The organism is Neorhizobium sp. T25_13 (genome assembly GCF_002968675.1).
GTDB classification, from domain to species: domain Bacteria; phylum Pseudomonadota; class Alphaproteobacteria; order Rhizobiales; family Rhizobiaceae; genus Neorhizobium; species Neorhizobium tomejilense.
In genome coordinates, this window is the sequence record NZ_PVBI01000011.1 from 57,174 (window position 1) to 75,234 (window position 18,061).

Annotated in this window: 18 protein-coding genes; 7 read left to right on the forward strand and 11 right to left on the reverse strand. The window is 63.4% G+C overall.

Translation table 11 applies throughout. The features are described 5' to 3' along the window. Position 1 precedes the first annotated feature (1 nt). The 3 genes from C5J22_RS23175 to C5J22_RS23185 all read left to right on the forward strand — a co-directional run bounded on the left by C5J22_RS23175 (position 2) and on the right by C5J22_RS23185 (position 2,772). A complete protein-coding gene (locus tag C5J22_RS23175; protein ID WP_105440173.1) occupies positions 2 to 865 on the forward strand; it encodes a protein-glutamate O-methyltransferase CheR in 864 nt (287 codons plus the stop codon). Between the two features lie 3 nt (positions 866 to 868). Then, the gene (locus C5J22_RS23180) at positions 869 to 1,951 is read left to right on the forward strand and encodes a chemotaxis response regulator protein-glutamate methylesterase (protein WP_105440174.1); all 1,083 of its coding nucleotides are present in this window, start codon (positions 869 to 871) and stop codon (positions 1,949 to 1,951) included. Positions 1,952 to 2,067: 116 nt separating this feature from the next. Beyond that, complete coding sequence (locus C5J22_RS23185; protein WP_046669009.1) at positions 2,068 to 2,772, forward strand: ParA family protein; 705 nt, start codon at positions 2,068 to 2,070, stop codon at positions 2,770 to 2,772. Here the strand turns inward: C5J22_RS23185 and C5J22_RS23190 are convergent, their stop codons facing one another. The 3 genes from C5J22_RS23190 to C5J22_RS23200 all read right to left on the reverse strand — a co-directional run bounded on the left by C5J22_RS23190 (position 2,773) and on the right by C5J22_RS23200 (position 5,315). After that, complete coding sequence (locus C5J22_RS23190) at positions 2,773 to 3,819, reverse strand: NAD(P)-dependent alcohol dehydrogenase (protein ID WP_105440175.1); 1,047 nt, start codon at positions 3,817 to 3,819, stop codon at positions 2,773 to 2,775. Between the two features lie 74 nt (positions 3,820 to 3,893). Further along, the gene (locus C5J22_RS23195) at positions 3,894 to 4,634 is read right to left on the reverse strand and encodes an SDR family oxidoreductase (protein ID WP_105440176.1); all 741 of its coding nucleotides are present in this window, start codon (positions 4,632 to 4,634) and stop codon (positions 3,894 to 3,896) included. Between the two features lie 66 nt (positions 4,635 to 4,700). Beyond that, positions 4,701 to 5,315: a TetR/AcrR family transcriptional regulator gene (locus C5J22_RS23200; protein WP_105440177.1), complete on the reverse strand. Its 615-nt coding sequence runs from the start codon at positions 5,313 to 5,315 to the stop codon at positions 4,701 to 4,703. A gap of 119 nt (positions 5,316 to 5,434) precedes the next feature. On the opposite strand from C5J22_RS23200, the gene C5J22_RS23205 reads away from it, so the two are divergent. Continuing rightward, the gene (locus C5J22_RS23205) at positions 5,435 to 6,247 is read left to right on the forward strand and encodes an NAD(P)H-binding protein (RefSeq protein ID WP_105440178.1); all 813 of its coding nucleotides are present in this window, start codon (positions 5,435 to 5,437) and stop codon (positions 6,245 to 6,247) included. Between the two features lie 2 nt (positions 6,248 to 6,249). Here the strand turns inward: C5J22_RS23205 and C5J22_RS23210 are convergent, their stop codons facing one another. The 7 genes from C5J22_RS23210 to C5J22_RS23240 all read right to left on the reverse strand — a co-directional run bounded on the left by C5J22_RS23210 (position 6,250) and on the right by C5J22_RS23240 (position 14,749). Next, the gene (locus C5J22_RS23210) at positions 6,250 to 6,696 is read right to left on the reverse strand and encodes an aconitase X swivel domain-containing protein (RefSeq protein ID WP_105416882.1); all 447 of its coding nucleotides are present in this window, start codon (positions 6,694 to 6,696) and stop codon (positions 6,250 to 6,252) included. Next, positions 6,696 to 7,967: an aconitase X catalytic domain-containing protein gene (locus C5J22_RS23215; RefSeq protein WP_105440179.1), complete on the reverse strand. Its 1,272-nt coding sequence runs from the start codon at positions 7,965 to 7,967 to the stop codon at positions 6,696 to 6,698. The genes C5J22_RS23210 and C5J22_RS23215 overlap by 1 nt, the downstream gene beginning before the upstream one ends. Positions 7,968 to 7,977: 10 nt before the next feature. Continuing rightward, positions 7,978 to 9,315 (reverse strand): FAD-dependent oxidoreductase, encoded by a 1,338-nt coding sequence (locus tag C5J22_RS23220; RefSeq protein WP_105440180.1) that lies wholly within the window; start codon positions 9,313 to 9,315, stop codon positions 7,978 to 7,980. Positions 9,316 to 9,495: 180 nt separating this feature from the next. Further along, a complete protein-coding gene (locus tag C5J22_RS23225; protein WP_105440181.1) occupies positions 9,496 to 10,404 on the reverse strand; it encodes a LysR family transcriptional regulator in 909 nt (302 codons plus the stop codon). Positions 10,405 to 10,520: 116 nt separating this feature from the next. Further along, the gene (locus tag C5J22_RS23230; RefSeq protein ID WP_172746756.1) at positions 10,521 to 12,128 is read right to left on the reverse strand and encodes an acyl-CoA dehydrogenase family protein; all 1,608 of its coding nucleotides are present in this window, start codon (positions 12,126 to 12,128) and stop codon (positions 10,521 to 10,523) included. Positions 12,129 to 12,134: 6 nt separating this feature from the next. Next, positions 12,135 to 12,896 carry an SDR family NAD(P)-dependent oxidoreductase gene (locus C5J22_RS23235; protein ID WP_105440182.1) on the reverse strand — a complete coding sequence of 254 codons (762 nt, stop codon included), beginning with the start codon at positions 12,894 to 12,896 and terminating at the stop codon, positions 12,135 to 12,137. Further along, positions 12,893 to 14,749: a feruloyl-CoA synthase gene (locus C5J22_RS23240; RefSeq protein ID WP_105440183.1), complete on the reverse strand. Its 1,857-nt coding sequence runs from the start codon at positions 14,747 to 14,749 to the stop codon at positions 12,893 to 12,895. Before C5J22_RS23240 ends, C5J22_RS23235 begins: the two co-directional genes overlap by 4 nt. 133 nt (positions 14,750 to 14,882) lie before the next feature. Here C5J22_RS23240 and C5J22_RS23245 point away from each other — a divergent pair, with 133 nt between their 5' ends. From C5J22_RS23245 to C5J22_RS23255, 3 genes are read left to right on the forward strand one after another with little or no spacing between them, the layout of a single operon-like run. After that, positions 14,883 to 15,677, forward strand: a complete 795-nt coding sequence (locus tag C5J22_RS23245) for a crotonase/enoyl-CoA hydratase family protein (RefSeq protein ID WP_038547642.1) — start codon at positions 14,883 to 14,885, stop codon at positions 15,675 to 15,677. A gap of 12 nt (positions 15,678 to 15,689) precedes the next feature. Further along, a complete protein-coding gene (locus C5J22_RS23250) occupies positions 15,690 to 16,145 on the forward strand; it encodes a MarR family winged helix-turn-helix transcriptional regulator (protein WP_105440184.1) in 456 nt (151 codons plus the stop codon). A gap of 25 nt (positions 16,146 to 16,170) precedes the next feature. Further along, entirely contained in the window at positions 16,171 to 17,046 is an 876-nt protein-coding gene (locus tag C5J22_RS23255) for an amidohydrolase family protein (RefSeq protein ID WP_038547636.1), read from the forward strand. Here C5J22_RS23255 and C5J22_RS23260 read toward each other — a convergent pair. Continuing rightward, positions 17,043 to 18,056 (reverse strand): LacI family DNA-binding transcriptional regulator, encoded by a 1,014-nt coding sequence (locus C5J22_RS23260; RefSeq protein ID WP_105440185.1) that lies wholly within the window; start codon positions 18,054 to 18,056, stop codon positions 17,043 to 17,045. The two genes, C5J22_RS23255 and C5J22_RS23260, sit on opposite strands and share 4 nt — an antisense overlap. Positions 18,057 to 18,061: the final 5 nt, after the last annotated feature.

Here is an 18,061-nt window from a genome sequence, read left to right on the forward strand (position 1 = left end):
CATGCGCGTGAGTGCAGCAATGAGGAGCCAGCCGCTCGACGACCGGCTGAGCAAGCGCAACTTCGATCTGCTTTCGAAGTACATCTACGACTATAGCGGCATCAAGATGCCGCACAGCAAGCTGACCATGCTCGAAGGACGGCTTCGCCGGCGCCTGCGCGTCACGGCCATGCCGACCTTCGACAGTTATTGCGACTACCTCTTCAAGCACGGAGGTATCGAGGCCGAATCGATCTTCCTCATCGATGCGGTGACCACCAACAAGACCGACTTCTTTCGCGAGCCGAAGCATTTCGACTACATGATGCAGACGGCGTTGCCGGACATCCTGAAAACCTACGCCGACCGGCGTATCCGCACCTGGAGTTCGGCCTGCTCGACGGGCGCCGAGCCCTATACGATGGCCATGGTGCTTTCGGAATTTCTGAGCTCGTCGACGCCGGAACGCGACTATTTCGTGCTTGCCACCGATCTTTCGACCGACGTGCTGCAGAAGGCCCAGCGCGGCATCTACCAGAGCGATCTCCTGGCTCCCGTTCCGGCCGACATGATGAGCAAATACGTCATGCGTTCGTCCGACAGCCGGCGGCAGGAAGTGCGGATTTCACCGAAACTGCGCTCCCGCGTCGGTTTCGCCCGGCTGAACCTGATGGACGAGGCCTACCCCGTCGGCGACCCGATGCACATGATCTTCTGCCGCAACGTGCTGATCTATTTCGACAAGCCGACGCAGCAGCATGTGCTGTCCCGCCTTTGTCAGGCCCTGCTTCCCGGAGGCTATCTGTTCATCGGTCATTCGGAAACCGTGACCGGCTTCGACCTGCCGATCCGTCAGGTGGCAAATACTGTGTTCAAGCGAGTATGAACCATGAGCGGCAAAATTCGCGTTCTGATCATTGATGACTCCGCCAGCGTCCGCCAGACCCTGACAGCCGTCCTGTCGGCGGATCCGGATATCGAAGTCATAGGCGCGGCCAGCGATCCCTTCATGGCGGCGCGAAAGCTGCGCGAGGAAATCCCCGACGTCATTACGCTCGATGTGGAAATGCCGCAGATGGACGGCATTACCTTTCTGCGCAAGCTGATGTCCCAGCATCCCATTCCGGTGGTGATGTGCTCATCTTTGACCGAAAGCGGCTCGGAAACGCTGATGCAGGCGCTCGAGGCGGGCGCCGTCGATATCATCCTGAAGCCGAAGATCGGCGCGGCCGACCACCTTGCCGAATCCGGAGAAAGAATCCGCACCGCGGTCAAGGGAGCCGCACGCGCCCGCGTCGGCCGGCTGCGCCCGTCACGCATTTCCGACGGCGGAACGACCGCCAAGCTGACGGCCGATGCGGTGCTTCCGCCCCCCAAGGCCGGAGCCATGGCGAAGACCACCGAAATGGTCGTCTGCGTCGGCGCCTCGACCGGCGGAACCGAGGCTCTGCGCGAGCTTCTCGAAGCCCTGCCGGCCAATTCTCCGGGCATGGTCATCGTCCAACACATGCCGGAAAAATTCACCGCCGCCTTCGCCAAGCGGCTCAACAGCCTCTGCGAAGTCGAGGTCAAGGAGGCGGCCGACGGCGATCCGGTGCTGCGTGGCCACGTGCTGATCGCCCCCGGCGACAAGCATATGCTGCTCGAACGGCGCGGCGCACGTTACGAGGTTTCGATCCGCTCCGGCCCGCTGGTCAGCCGCCATCGTCCGTCCGTCGACGTGCTGTTCCGGTCCGCCGCACGCTCGGCCGGCGGCAATGCGATGGGCGTGATCATGACCGGCATGGGCGACGACGGCGCCCGCGGCATGAACGAGATGCATCAGGCGGGCGCCTATACGGTTGCCCAGGACGAAGCGTCGTCCGTGGTGTTCGGCATGCCCAAGGAAGCCATCGCCCATGGCGGTGTCGACAAGGTCGTTTCGCTCGAACAGATCGCCCGGGAAATCCTCGCCGCCGATCGTCGGCGGTAAGATCTGGCAACGGATTTTTCACGGCTCGTTAACCATGTTTGGCAAGAATGGGGCAACGCATCATGAGGGTGCGGTGAGAGAGCAATATTTCGCTCGTAGCCGGACAGGGACCCAAGATGCCAGTCATTACCTTTGCCAACACCAAGGGCGGAGCGGGCAAGACCACCGCTGTGCTTCTTCTTGCAACCGAACTTGTTGAGCAAGGCTACCGCGTCACGATCCTGGATGCCGATCCGCAATACTGGATCACCCGCTGGCACATGCTCTCCCCGCGCGATGACAAGCTCAACGTCATTTCCTACGTGACGCAGGCTTCGATCGACCGGCATATTTCCGAGAACCGCCACAAGACCGATTATTTCGTGCTCGACCTGCCCGGCGCCCAAAGCCCGCTGCTCGCCAAGGCGATCGGCCTTTCCGACCACGTGCTGATCCCGATCCAGGGCTGCGCCATGGATGCCCAGGGCGGTGCAAACGTGCTGGAACTGCTGCGCTATCTCGAAGAAAAGGCCAATCTGCGCGTGCCGCATTCGGTGGTGCTGACTCGCGTCAACTCGATGGTCACCACCCGCGCCCTGCTCGCTGTCAAGATGCTGCTGGCCGAACGCAAGGTCGAAGTGCTCGACACGCCGATCATCGAACGCGCCGCCTTCCGCGACATCTTCGATCTCGGCGGCACGCTCTACACGATGGACGAAAACCGCATCAGCAATCTCGACAAGGCCCGGCAGAACGCCCGCCTGTTCGCGCTCGAAATGCTCCGCCGCGTGCCGCTCCACAAGCCGGCCTCGCTTTCGAAGCGCTTCGTCCGCGCTGCCTGATCACGCCTTGCCGTTCATCAGGATCTGCAGCTTGACGTCGGACGGATGTCCGGCGGCAGCCCGCTCGAAGGCCTTGATCGAATCCTTGAAATCGAAGACGCCGGTGATCAGCGGCTTCAGGTCGACCTTGCCGGACGCGATCAGCTCCAGCGCCCGGTCGAAGATGTTGGCGTAGCGGAACACGGTCTCAAAGCGAACTTCCTTGGAGATGGCGCTCGAGACGTCCAGGGGCACCGGCTCGACCGGCAGGCCGACCAGCACGAAGGCACCGCCGGGCCGTACCAGGTCCAACATGCCTGCGTAGGCCCTCGGGCTGCCGCTAGCCTCGAACACGACATCCGCACCCCAGCCGCCGGTCGCTTCGGCGATGACCTCGGCAAACGGCCGTTCGGTAATGTTGACGGGGATGATGCCCGGGTACTGGCCGGCGATCTTCAGCTTGTCGGGGCTCAGATCCGAGATGAAGACGCGGGCGCAGCCGCCCGCGAGTGCCGCCAACGCCACCATGATGCCGATCGGACCGGCACCGATCACCGCACCGACATCGCCGGGCTGGATACGGGCGCGGCTGGCGGCCTGCATGCCGATCGCGAATGGCTCCACCATGGCGCCTTCGGCAAAGGAGACGTTGTCCGGCAGCTTGTAGGTGAAGGCCGCAGGATGGATGACTTCCGGCGTCAGCACCCCGTGGACCGGCGGCGTCGCCCAGAAACGGACGTCCGGATCGACGTTGTAGAGACCGAGCTTGGAGGCGCGGGAGGACAGGTTCGGCACGCCCGGCTCCATGCAGACGCGGTCGCCGACCTTCAAGGTCTTCACCTCGCTGCTGACCTCGACGACGATACCGGCCGCCTCGTGGCCGAGCACCATCGGCTCGCGCAGGACAAAGGGACCGATTGCGCCGTGGGTGTAATAATGGACGTCGCTGCCGCAGACGCCGACCGTATCGATGGCGATCTTCACGTCGCCCGGCCCAACCTCGGTCGGAAGATCGATCTCCCTTAACGCGAGAACGCCTTTTTTCTCGAGCACCAGTGCCTGCTGCATGCGATGTTTCCTTCCCATTATTTCCTGACGCTGGCCGAGCTTCCGGGCGAGATCAAGGCAGCCATCTGCCGCTTTCAGCCACGGCCGGCATAAGGCATGCCGTTTGCCATCACTGTCATGAACAGGACATTGGCTTCCAGCGGCAATCCATCCATGTAGAGCACCGCATCAGCCACGTGCTTGGTATCCATGACCGGCTCCACAGCAGTCGTGAGGTCCGCCTGCAGCGCCCCTTCCTTCATCCGCACCGTCATCGGCGTGTCGGCATTGCCGATATCCACCTGGCCGCAGACGATGTTCAGCGGCCGCCCATCGAGCGCGATCTGGCGCGTCAGGCCGGTAATGGCGTGTTTGGTGGCGGTATAGGCAGCTTGGTACGGGCGCGGCACATGCGCCGAGATCGAACCGTTGTTGATGATCCGCCCGCCGCCTGGGTTTTGCCGCCGCATCATCCCGAAGGCCGCCCGGGCGCAATAGAAGGCGCCGTTGAGGTTGAGGTCGATGACGGCCCGCCAGGTTTCAAGCGGCAATTCGTCGATCGGAACCGCCGGCGTGCCGCGTCCGGCATTGTTGAACAGAAGATCAAGGCGGCCATAGGCCTCTTCCGTCGCGGCAAACAAAGCCTCCACGGCGGCCGGATCGGTGACGTCCGTCGGCACGACGAGCGACTCCCCGCCGGCCAGTTCCGCCGTGCCCCGCAGCTCGCTCTCGCGCCGGCCGGCAAGCACAGTCCTATAACCTGCGTTCAAAAGCCCGATGGCGACGGCCCTGCCAACGCCCGAGCCCGCGCCGGTTACGATCGCTACTTTCGACATGTCCACTCCTCCTTGTCCGTTTCGCCGCATCTTATAGTCGGCGATCGGCATGGCCGTCGAGGCCCATCAGTCCCTTGCCAGCAGTTCGCGAAGGGCCAGCCGCTTGTAGGTTTCCACCATGGCTACACCTTGGGCGCGCTCGACGGAGATCGCCAGCCGCATTGTCGACGTGCCGAGATACATGACCAGCATGGCCCGGTTGAACAGTTCTTCCGGATGGGCGTCGGGCTGCATATGCGCCAGCGCTGCGGCGACGATCGCGCCGTTTTCGCGGGCATCGGCGAGATCGATATCCTGCAACGCCTTGTCTGCCTGGGTGCCGGACCAGATGTCGCGCATCACGGGTTCGGCGAGGAACAGGCCGTAATAGATGTCGATCAGCTCTCTGAACGCTTGCGAAAACGCGGCCTCGTTCCGGACCGGCTCCAGCGCCTCGCGAATGCAGGCGCGGCCTTCCTCGTTGTAGCGTTCGGCGAGCGTGCGGACCACCGACCCCTTGTCCGGGAAGAATTGGTAGAGCGAGCCGATCGGCACGCCCGCCTTTTCCGCCAGTTCACCCATCTTCATCACGTCGCTGCCGCCGCGGGCGATCAGCTCCTTCGCCGCCGCGAGAATCCGCTCCACCCGCTCCCGGCTGCGCTTCTGCTGGGGCTGGCGTGGCGTCGATGCAGAAATCTCCATTGTCTTTCCGTGCTTTGAGTTTCAAACGCGAGGAACATTCGCATTTTTTGTTGACAAGTGCAACATGAGGATTTATCGCTTTAAAACATGAGGAAAATTCATGTTAAAGGAGACATCCCATGGAAGACCCCGTTCTCATCATCGGCGGCAAGGGCAAGACCGGCTCTCGGGTTACAGAGGGCCTGCAGGCATTGAACAGGCCTGTCCGTTTCGCTTCGCGCTCCACCGGTTTCGACTGGACGGACCGTAGCACCTGGGCGCCGGCCCTGGAGGGAGCGTCGGCCGCCTATATCACCTATTATCCGGATCTCGCGGTGAAGGGGGCGCCGGACGATATTGAGGCGCTTGCGACGCTGGCGGTATCGCTGGGTGTCAAGCGGCTGGTTCTCTTGTCAGGCCGGGGCGAACCCGCGGCGGAGGAAAGCGAACGGCGGCTGATCGCCTCGGGCGCCGACTGGACGATCGTTCGGGCAAGCTGGTTCGACCAGAATTTCGACGAGGGACAGCTCTTGCCGATGATCCTTGAAGGCGAACTGGCGCTGCCGGTCAGCACCGTGCGCGAGCCGTTCATCGATGCCGGCGACATCGCCGACGTGGTCACTGCCGCCCTCACCGACCCTCGGCATATCGGCGAACTCTACGAAGTGACCGGTCCGCAGCTTCTGACCTTTGCCGAAGCCGTGGCGGAAATCGGCAAGGCAAGCGGGCGCGCAATCGCCTTCCAGACGATCTCCAACGAGGCGTTCGTGGAAGGTCTCAAACAGGCCGAAGTGCCCGCCGATGTTGCCGAACTGTTGGTGGAGCTGTTCACCGTCGTGCTCGACGGCCGCAACGAATACCTGTCGGACGGCGTGATGCGCGCCCTCGGCCGGCCGGCCAGGAGCTTCTCCGATTATGCGAAAGACGCCGCGGCCCGCGGCGCCTGGGCATGATCTCAGGCGGGTTTTTTCTTGGTCACGGTCACTGTGCCGGCATCCGCATCGACCACGACCCAGTCGCCGGTCTCGATCACATCGAGCGGGTCCTGGTCCAGCTCGGTGATCGCCGGAACCCGGGTGACGACGGCCCCGAGCGCGATCTTGGTGGTCATCCGGGTAAAGATCATCGCCGCCGGCTGGACGCCGTTCAGCCGCGTCATATGGAAATAGGCCGACCAGCCGGACGAGCCTTTGGCGCCGGGGAAAACCAGAATCTTGCCGGCGAAGGAGACGCCGCGCATTTCGTGCCGGCGCTCGATGACCGTGCCAGTGCGCTCGTTGATGCCACCCCAGCCGGAGATCGTCTCGGTGGTGACGAGCGCCTCGCCCTCGGCACGGCCGGCCACCACCTTGCGGCCCTTGAGCTCGATCGTGTCGGGTTTTGCTTCGGTCGCGATATCCATCAGGCTCTCCCGTTCCACTGGCCGGTCAAGGCCGCATCGACGCAATCGCTGACCGAGCCGAACCAGCCCTGCACGCCGGTGATCGCCGGCAAGTAGTGTGCCTGCTTGGCGGAATCCGTGGCGATGACCTTGGTCCCCGCCGGCAGTCGGCGGGAAATGGCGGGACAGGTATCGCTCATGACGACCCCGCCCGCTTCGCGGATGACATCGATATAGCCGTTGCGCTCGGCGACCTGCTTGATCGCACGTGGCGTGTGCACCCAGAGCTGCACATTCGAATGGATCTTTTTATTCTCCAGCATATGGGCGATCAGCGCCATCTGGTCGATGGAATTGTGCGGGCAGCCGAGCATGATGAAATCGACCTTTTTCTCGGTCGAGCTCTGCAGTTTCTCATAGGTTTCGCGGCGTTCCTTGGCGCCGTAGCGGAACGTGCCCTTGACCTTGCGGCCGCCGAAGGCTTCCTCGATGCTGTCCGCTTCCGGCGTGATGCCGGGAATATGGTACATCTCCACCCCACCGGAGGACGCTGCGGCTGCGCCAAAATGCTTGAGCTTGATGAGGTCGGGCTGGCGGCTGGCGCCCTTCAGGACAGGGATCTCCTCACCGATCACCTCACCGATATAATAACCGAGCAGGCCCCAATCCATCATGTCGTCGACCTCGATATCGAGCTCGACCAGATGGGTGCCGCGGCGGTTTTCGGTGATGTGGAACCCCCAATAGGGAATGCGGCCGGTGAGCGCCGCAGCGCCGGTGCTTTCCTTGCCCTCGACATTGGTGCGGGCGCCGAGAACAGAGTTGCAGTAGATGACGGCCGATGATTCCATCCAGGCGCAGTGTTCGCCCTTCACCGGCACGTTGCCCACTTGATAGGGCGTGCAGGTGGCGAACATGTTGACGCCGCGTCGCCCCAGATACTTCTCATTGGCGCGCTGCATGTCCACAAGCGCCTTGTCCACGCCTTGCAGTTCCCAGTTGTCGTTGTCGATGCCGGTGATCAGCTGGCAGGTATGCGCCACCATATGCGGCACCTCGACGACTTCGTCGCTGTCGAGGTTGAGCTCTGAATAGACGTGCTCCATGCCCTTTTCGGCAATCGCCTGCACCGATGGCGTCGAGGCATTGAAGGCGCCGGCGACATTGTTGGTCTCGACCAGACGCTCGGCGCCGAGCGCTTCGCCGTAGCGAACCAGCAGGTCCATGGCGCGCGCCTTGGCGCGGCCGTGCTCGCCGTCATACATCGCCTTTTCGTGATCCGTCAGGTTCATCGCATCCTCCTCACGATGCGGCGCGCATTTTCGCGTCGGCCCACCGATAATGCTTCTTTTCGACGTTGTCGGAAACCCGCTCGCGCAGCGCATCGCGGTCGATCTGGTGCACGCTACCGGTTCCGGCAAGGTCGAGCGCGTTGGCAGCCGCCATGCCCATGGCGATGCACGGCCCCATGACGCGGATGCTCGAAAGCGCCGCGGAATCCGCGTCGACGCAGCGGCCGGCGGCGGCAACGTTGTCGCATTCGTCCGGCGTCAGGCTGCCAAGCGGAATGTAGTGGGCATGCTCTTCGTCGAAAGTGATCCAGTGGTGGCCGTCGCCGTGGTCATGCAGCTCGATTGGCCAGGCGGTGCGGGCAACGGCGTCGTCGAACTTGGTGCCGGCCTTGATCTCATCGACGGTCAGGTGATGGCTGCCGGCGATCCAGCGGGTCTGGCGGATGCCCGGCAGACCGAAGGAGCGGATGCGGGCGTTGCCGAAACATTCCGGGAATTCCGCCTTCAGGAACTCCACTGCGCGAGCCGCCTGATCCTTGCCTTCGAGCGCCTTTCTGGACGCCTCGACCGGATCGAGCGGCGTTTCCACATGGGTCATGTTCATGGCGGCAATGCCGCGGCCGGGAATGGTGAAGCCGAGGCCTTCGCGGCGTAGCAGGCCGTAGCTTGCCGCCTTTTCCTTCATCCGGTCGCCGATCTCGTAGCGGGTCGGCTGCTTGGCTTCGTCGATGTTTTCCAGCACCACCATCTGGGTACCGAAGACGCCGCCCTTTTCCGGTTGGCGGCAGGCAAAGCCGGCCTGCCAGACGAGCGCCGCGTCGCCACTCGCCTCCACCCAGCCGGCCGCCTCGATCGACACGCCGCCGTAACGGGTCATGAAATCGGTCTGGACGACGCGCCGGCCTTCGACATGCACGTCGAGAATCTGCGCACCGAGCACGACCTCGATGCCGGCGTCCAGAATGCTCTGTTCCATCCAGCGGCCGAGGACGACCTCGTCGTAATAGACGACCGTGGTGTTCGGCCCGTGGCGGTAATAGATCGACTGGTCCTGGCTTTCGAGATGGGCGAGCAACCTGTCAGCAATGCCATAGGTGAACTGGTAGCCGTGCGTGCCGTTCGAAAACAGGCCGCAGAACGTGGCGATGATCGAGTTGACCGCCTGCCCGCCGAGCGCTGCCTGGCCATCGACGATCATCACCTTGCGGCCCAGTCTCGCGGCTTCGAGTGCGGCCGAAATCCCGGCAATGCCGGCGCCGACGACGCAGATATCCGCCTTGAGCCTGCGGAACGGCGCCGACTTCTCGCGCCGGACAATCCGCGTTTCCCTGCTCAGCGTCTCCGCCATCGAACCCTCCCGTCAGCCTGCGCCCTCCCGGCGCTTTGGCTATGATCGTAACCCAAGCCGCCTCGCCTTGAACCCGGCAAGTGATGCGATCAGCTTTCTTGTTTCGAGAAAGGTCCCGCTGGATTTCAGCGGCTTTGGCGTCAGTGAAACTGCGAGCTTGAGGCAGGTCCGGATTTCTTCTCAGAACATTGGGATGACCTGATCCGGCACCCCTTCCGAAAACCGCTTCTGCACGTAGGATATGAACTCGGACACCACGACCTTGTTCATCTTGATCCTAGGCACCGAAGCCTTGACCCAGAGCGGCTCGACCGGAAATTCCGGCATCACCTCCTCGAGCGCGCCGCTATCGAGATCCGATCGAGCGAGGAACCTCGGCAGGATCGCAAGTCCCAATCCCTGACGCGCAGCGGCGAGCAGGACCCGGCTATCGTTGGCCGTGAAATTCGAGGTGATCTCCACGTTGAGCGTGCTCGTTTCCATCTGGAAGGTCCAGGTCGTGCCGATCGTGTGGAAGGTGATGCATTCGTGGCCGACGAGTTCGGTGGGCGTCTTCGGCCGCTTGCGGCCCGCCAGATAACCCCGCGATGCGCACAGAACCCGCGGATAGGGACAAAGCGGATGATCGATCACATAGGCGTAGGATTGCGGCAGGGCGCCGATCGCCACGTCGAACCCTTCCTCCAGCGGATTGACCGAGCGGTCGATCAGCACGATCTCCATCTTCACCCGCGGATTGGTAGCCTGAAACGCGGCGCAGATATCGCCGAAGAACATCGAGGTCAGCGTCGTCGGCGCCTTGATGCGCAGCGAACCGGTCAGCCCCAGTTCGTGGGTATTCGGCGTCGCCAGCGTCTCCTCGATCTCGCCGACCAGAAGCTGCAGACGGGGCCGCAGCCGCTCGCCGTCGAGCGTCAGGGCCAATCGTCTTGTGGTGCGCACGAAAAGCTGGGTATTCAAATGCTCTTCGAGCCGCTTGACGCGCTTGGTAATGACCGAGGTCGCAACGCCCAGGTCACGGCCGGCGGCGGAAAAGCTGCCGGCGCGGGCAGTCGCCAGAAAGGCGCCGATGTCGAGAAGTATGTTCACTGTCTTTCTCGTTTCGAGAAAAAATCCTAACCGGCATCACGCCCATATTTTTCGGGATTTCGCAACTCCCGCCACGTTCCATAGCCGGCGTCCTATTTGGTTGCCCCCTCGATGGATCAGCCGCAACGTGCGCGGTGAAAATCGAACTCCGCAGCCAGTTTCCCGACTGCGCCAGTTTCCGAGATGCGCAATGCCATCCATACCGACACGGCCGACCAGGCAGCGCGCATATAGCTGTCGGCGCGGTAGAGGGCGGCATCCGGATCGCTCTGAAGCGCCGTCATCCGCCCGCTCAAGCGCTCGAACCCATCCAGGACCACGAGAGCCTGTTCCGATGCCGCGGGATGTTCGGCGATGTAGGCGTCGATCTCGTCGCGCGCCTTCTCCAGGAAAAGCGCGAGCCCTCGCCCCTCGTCGCGCCAAAGGCGGCGGGTCAGGAAATCCAGTGCCTGCATGCCCGTCGTGCCCTCATAGATGGTCATGATGCGGGCATCGCGCAGATATTGCTCGAGCGGCCAGTCGCGGGTGTAGCCGACGCCGCCGAGCACCTGGATCGCCGAATTCGCCGTCTCGAACCCGGCCGCAGCGCCAAAATTCTTGATCAGCGGCAACATCCAACCGGTAAAATCCTCCAGCCCGGACTCGGGCTCCAGCCGGGCGATATCCATGGTCGTGGCAAGTTCGAGAATGGCGGCGCGCAGGATTTCTGTGGAGCTGCGGATCTCATGGAGCTGGCGCTGCACATCCGGATGGCTCGATATCGGCACCGGCGGCTGGTCCGGCCTTCCGCCCTGGCGGCGCTCCCTGGCATAGTCTCCGGCAATATCGGCCGCGGCGGACGCGATGCCCAGCCCCTGGCAGCCGGTGAGCAGCCGCATCAGCTCGATCATGGTGAAAAGCTGCGGCAGGCCGCGGCCTTCGCGGCCGAGCATGATGCCCTTGGCGTTGTCGAAGCGCATGGCGCAGGTGGGAGAGCCGTGCAGGCCCATCTTCTCCTCGATCCGATCGGCGGAAACGCCGTTCGGCTGGCCGTCGATGAGGTTCGGCACGAGAAAGAGGCTGATGCCGCGCGTGCCGGGCTGGTCGTTGGTACGGGCGAGCAGGCAATGACCGATGCGGTCCGCCATGTCATGGTCGCCGAAGGAGATCCAAATCTTCTGGCCGGTGATCAGCCATTCGCCATCGCTGAGTTCGGCCATGGTGCGCAGCCGGCCGACGTCGGAACCCGCATCCGGTTCGGAAATGCAGATCGTCGCCGCCCATTCGCCGGTGCTAAGTTTCGGTACCCATTCGTTTGCGGTCGCTTCGTCGGCGGCTTCCGCCAGAAGATGGGCCGCCGCACGGGTCGAGCCGGCGGCCATCATCAGCGCTATGCAGCCGCGCTCGAACAGCGGCGCGCAGGCAGCATGCAAGGTCAGCGGAACCGCCTGGCCGCCGAATTTCTCGGCCACGTCCATGCCGAGCCAGCCGGCCTCGGCATATTGCCGGAACGCATCGGCAAAACCGTCCGGCGTCCTCACCCGGCCGTCGACCATCCTCGCACCGACCCGGTCGCCCACCGCATTCAGCGGCGCCAGCACGCCCTCGGCAAAACTTGCCGCCCCCCCGATAATCGCGGCAACCGTCTCGTCGTCGCAATCCTCACGGAGTTCTTTCAGCCGGTGCCAGCCCGGCGTCAGGGCCAGGATGTCCAGCGTCCGGTCGGCCTGATCCGCAAACGACATCGCCGGTCACCGCGGCTGCATGCGCAGTGCGCCGTCGAGCCGGATCACTTCGCCGTTGACATATTGGTTCTCGATCACGAACCGCACCGCATCGGCAAACTCGCCGGGATCGCCGAGCCGGGACGGATAGGGGATCGCGCTGGCAAGGCTGTCCTGCGCCTCCTGCGGCAGCTCATAAAGCAGCGGCGTCAGGAAGATGCCGGGTGCTACAGTGTTGACCCGTACGCCGAAGCGGGAGAATTCGCGCGCCGCCGGCAAAGCCAGCGAAACGATGCCGCCCTTGGAGGCCGCATAGGCCGCCTGGCCGATCTGTCCCTCGAAAGCGGCGACCGACGCGGTGTTGACGATCACGCCGCGCGCCTTGTCGTCGCGCTCGGGCAGGCCCGACATGCGCTCGGCCGCAAGCCGCATCATGTTGAACGTGCCGATCAGGTTGACGCGGATCACCCGCTCGAAATCGGCAAGCGGCATCGGCCCGTTCTTTCCGACGATGCGCCCCGCCGTGCCGATGCCGGCACAGTTGACGAGGATGCGCAAGCCGTCGCCCGCTTTCGCCGCAATATCGAGTGCCTTGGCCGCATCGTCCTCGCTGGTCACGTCTCCGGAGAGCGCCACGCCGCCGATCTCGGTCGCGACCTTCTCGGCTGCGGCCTGGTTGCGGTCGAAGACATGCACCACGGCCCCAAGTTTCGCGAGAAGCCGTGCTGTCGCCTCGCCGAGCCCCGATCCGCCACCGGTGACGACGGCGCTTGTTCCTTCGATCCTCATGCCGCCAGCTCCTTGCCGACCCGGATGACGCCCGGCGCATCCGCGTACAGTTCCTCGACGAGATCGCCGCGATGGGCGAGCACCGCGCGCTGGTTGATCGAGCCCTTGTCGGTCACCTCGCCCTTTTCGAAACGCAGCGGCTGGGTCATCAGCATCATGCGCATGACGCGCGTCGCCGAACCGCTCGACTGGCGCTGGTGTTCCTTCAGCCGCTCAGCAATCGCCGCCCTTACCTTCGGATGGGCAACCACCGCCTCGTCGGAAAGAGCAGCGTCGCCGCCGATCAGTTCGCGCAGTGCCGGCATGAAGGGAACCACCAGCGCCCCGAGCTCGGCCCGGTTCTCGCCGGTGATGACCGCATCGCGGATCAGCCCGCCGAACTGGTTGACGAGCTGTGCCCGAAGCACGCCGACCGCCACCCAGGTGCCGGTCTGTAGCTTGAAGTTTTCAGCCGTGCGGCCGTCGAAATAGAACCCCTGGCGCGGATCGCCCGGCACGGCGAACTTTACCGCATCGCCGATCCGGTAAAAACCTTCCTCGTCGAAGGCCTCCTTGGTCAGCTTATCGTTGCGCCAATACCCGGGGGTGACGTTCGGCCCCTTGAGGCGTAATTCGTACTTGTCGTCGATCGGCACCAGTTTCATCGTGACGCCTTGGCCGGGCACCCCGATATTGCCGGGCTTTTCCTGCGGGTCGGTGCAGAAGATCGCGAACGGTGCAGTCTCGGTGGAACCGATGCCGGTGCCAAGCGGCACCTGTTCGCCGATCGTCATCTCGGAAAGCTCGATCAGCGCGTCCCAGGTGTGCTGCGCCATGCCGGCGCCGGCATACATCAGGAGCTTCAGGTCCTTGAAGAAGGTCTTGCGAAGTCCCTCGTCCTCGTGCATCGCCTGGATCAGCATTTCATAACCGGCCGGCACGTTGAAATACCAGGTCGGCGAAATTTCCTTCAGGTTGGCGATCGTCTGGGCCATCAGCGCCGGGCTCGGCTTGCCACGGTCGATGTAATAGGTGCCGCCGCTATAGATGGCGATGTTGAACACCTTGTTGCCGCTGGCGGTGTGGTTCCAGGGCGCCCAGTCGACCAGGATCGGCGGTTCATCGCGGAAATAGGAATAGCAGTCGGTCACCATCTCCTGGTTGGAGCAGAGCATGCGCTGCGTCTGGATGACCGCCTTGGGCGAACCGGTGGTGCCCGAGGTGAACAGGAATTTCGCGACCGTATCCGGCCCGACTGCGTCAAAAGCCTTGTCCACGGCCTCGGTCGGTTCGGTCTTGAGGATGTCGTCGAGAAGATAGGTGCCGGACCGGTCCTCGGGCAGGTTGCGCATGCCGGCAAAGGAAATGTCAGCCCCGAAAGCCGTATCGACCGCCTTGCGGAAGGCACCCGCGTCGTCGGCGAAGATCAGGCCGGGGGTGATCTGTTTGGCGATGTCATGCAGCTTGGAAAAGTCGGAGGAGATGGTCGCATAGGCCGGTGCAATCGCCGCCGACGGGATGCCGACATGCTGGGCGCCGAGCGCCATCAGCGCATGTTCGATCGAGTTTTCCGAAAGGATGACGAGCGGATTTTCGGCCGAGAGCTTCATGTCCAGCAGGAACTGGCCGATGCGGCGCACCTGATCCAGCGCCTCGGCAAAACTCACCCTGCGCCACTCGGCCGTCCCTTCACGATCGGCCATCCAGGTGCGGTCGGGTGCGGTTTTTGCCCAATGGACCAGCCGCTCGTTGAGCTTGTCGGGATAAGGTCCGAGCGGATCCTCACGCCAGACCACGAACTCGCCGTTCGGCCGTTCTTCCCAGCCGACCACAGGCGACCACAGCTTCACGTCACGCACAGGTTTTCCGCTCATGACTTCTCCTCCCAGACGTCAATGCTCCCTATCGGGCTCCCAAAATTTGTTTACAAAGAAACAATCTCCCTGTAAACGATCAAAAACTGATGACGGGCTGGGGAGCGTCCGTTGCTGGAGGAGAATGCATAAAATGGCCGATCATACGGCAACCAGCTTCGTGACCTATGAGCTCAAGGGCAATGTTGCCCATATAGGTCTCAATCGTCCGGAAAAGCGCAATGCGATCAGCGACCGTTTCGTCGAAACAATCGCCGAGACCGTGGCCCGCGCCGAAAGCGAGGCGAAAGCCGTCGTGCTGTTCGGTCATGGCGATCACTTCTGCGCCGGGCTCGACCTTGCCGAACATGTGAAGAAGACGCCGATCGAAGGCGTGCGCGGTTCGCGCCGCTGGCACGCGGTGTTTGCCGGCATCGAACACGGCACGATTCCGTGGATTTCAGCCCTGCACGGGGCGGTGGTCGGCGGCGGCCTCGAACTGGCGTCCGCCACCCATATCCGGGTTGCGGACAAGTCCGCCTTTTTCGCCCTGCCGGAAGGCCAGCGCGGCATCTTCGTTGGCGGCGGCGGCTCGGTGCGGGCCGCACGGCTGATGGGCGTCGCCCGCATGACCGACATGATGCTGACCGGCCGCGTCGCTTCGGCGGAAGAGGCCGAGCGCTGGAACCTGGCGCAATACGTGGTCGAAAAGGGCATGGCCCGGCAGAAGGCGCATGAGCTTGCGGAAGCCGCCGCCAGCAACGCCGAAATTTCCAACTACGCGGTGCTCAACGCATTGCCGCGGATCCAGGACATGGCCAAGGAAGACGGGCTTTTCGTCGAATCCTTCATCGCCTCCTTCACCGCCACCAGTCCGGAGGCCGAAGAGCGTCTGCGCGCTTTCCTGGAAAAACGCGCCGCGCGGCTGAAGGCGCCGGGCTCGGCATAAGGGGGAACGCCCATGGACATGCCGATCCGCACCGCAGACCAGGTCGAACTCGACCGGCTCAATTCAGCGCTCGGTTTCCTGATGCGGCTGGCGCAGCTCAAGATCTACGAGCGGTTTTTCGAAGAGGTCGGCGAGCATAATCTGAAGCCGGGGGAATTCTCCGTGCTTTGGGTCATTCTCCACAATCCCGGCATCCGCCAAAGCGTGCTCGGCCAACGGCTGATGATCAAGCGGGCTCATATGACCAAGCTGATCCGGGCACTGGAGGACCAGAACCTCGTTTCGCGGACGGTGCCGGATGGGGATCGCCGCGCCGTTGAGATCACGCTGACGCCGGAAGCGGTGACAAGGGTGAAGCAGGCAAGCCAATGGTTCTTCACCTACGAAGAGTCGGTCGGCGCCAACCTTACCGGTGACGAGCGCCAACAACTGACGGCCCTGCTGCGGAAATTCGTGGGCCTGGGCTGAATTTAAGGATCGGGAGGAGCGAACCTTGAACATCGACGAGCTGATCGCCATCGACGTCCACACCCATGCGGAAGAACCCTGCTGCGGCCCGCGCGACGACGGTTATGACCAATTCCAGGCCGGCATGGCCAAATATTTCAAGAACCCGGCCGGCCACAAGGGCATGCTGCCGACGGTGAACGAGACCGCCGTCTATTACCGCGAGCGCAAGATCGGCTGCGTGATCTTTCCGGTCGATGCCGAGCGCGAGACCGGCTTCCGGCGTTACAACAACGAAGAAGTGGCGATGATCGCCGCCGAAAACAGCGACATCATGATCCCGTTCGCGTCGATCGACCCCGCCAAGGGCAAGATGGGCGCCCGCGAGGCGCGTCGGCTGGTGCGGGAATTCGGCGTCAAGGGTTTCAAGTTCCACCCGACCATGCAGGCCTTCTACCCGAACGACCGGATGGCCTATCCGCTCTACGAGGCAATTGCCGAAGAAGGCGCGATTACGCTGTTCCATACGGGCCAGACGGGCGTCGGCGCCGGCATGCGCGGCGGCATGAACATGCGGCTGAAATATTCCAACCCGATCTATCTGGACGACGTGGCGGCGGATTTTCCCGACATGCCGATCATTCTCGCGCACCCCTCCTTTCCCTGGCAGGAAGAGGCGCTTTCCGTCGCGACCCACAAGCCGAACGTCTATATCGACATGTCCGGCTGGTCGCCGAAATATTTTCCGGCGATCCTGGTGCAATACGCCAACTCGATCTTGAAGCACAAAATGCTGTTCGGCTCGGACTGGCCGGCGATCACCCCGGACCGCTGGATGGCGGATTTTGCCGCAATCTCGATCAAGGACGAGGTGCGGCCGTTGATCCTCAAGGAAAACGCCCGGAAGCTGCTGAAGCTTTAAACCGGGACGAAACTCTTTCGCACCACCAGTTCGGGGATGACCCGCTCGTAGCCCGGGGAAGCGTCCGGGTTTTCGAGGCGCCGTTCCAGAAGCTCGACGGCCCGAAGCGCCATGGTGATCGGGTCCTGGCGGAAGGTGGTGAGGCCGTAGCTCAGCCAGGCCGCTTCCGGCACGTCGTCGAAGCCGATCACCGCCACATCCTCCGGGATGCGCAGCTTCTTCTCGATGCGGATGAAATCCATAAGGCCGAAGGCGATCTGGTCGTTGGCGCAGAACACCGCGTGCGGGCGTTCGCCACCGGCGAACAGCTCGCGGGCGGCGGCGATGCCGCTGTCGTAATCGGAATCCGGCCCGCCGGCGGAGCGGACCTCGGCGCCGAGCGCCAGCGCCGCCGACGTGAAGGCATTTTCGCGTTCGACGATGCTCGGTGTCCCCGATTGCGAACCGACAACGGCGAGGCGCCGACGGCCGGTATCGAAAAAGGCATTGGCGGCCTTGCGGGAAGCCTCGGAATTGCCGGCGCGGACATGATCGGCATCCGGTTCCGAACGGCCGATCACCACCAGCGGCTGGCCGTTGCGCTGGGCGAGCTCGAAGAAGCTTGCCGGCGGCGAGCCGGACAGGATGATGGTCGCCTCGGCGCGGTGGCCGATCAGCATCTTCTGGGCAGCCAGCAATTCCTCTTCAGCCTGTCCGGTATTGATGAGGATCGGGATGCTGCCGCGCTGAATCAGCGCCTTGGCGAGCGCCGCAGTCAGATGGGCACGGAAACCGACTTCCGGCTTGGTCGCGACGATGCCGACAAGCCGGCTCTGGTTGGCAAGCACGCCGCGGGCGAGGTCGTTGACGTGGTAGCCGAGCTCTTCCGCTGCCCGCAGCACCTTTTCGCGCGTCGCCGGCGCAACGCTGGCGCCTGGCGTAAACGTGCGGGAAACGGCCGAGCGGGAGACGCCGGCAAGGCGAGCGACCTGTTCGGCGCTGACAAAGCGCATCCGTTTTTCGTCCTTCATGCTTT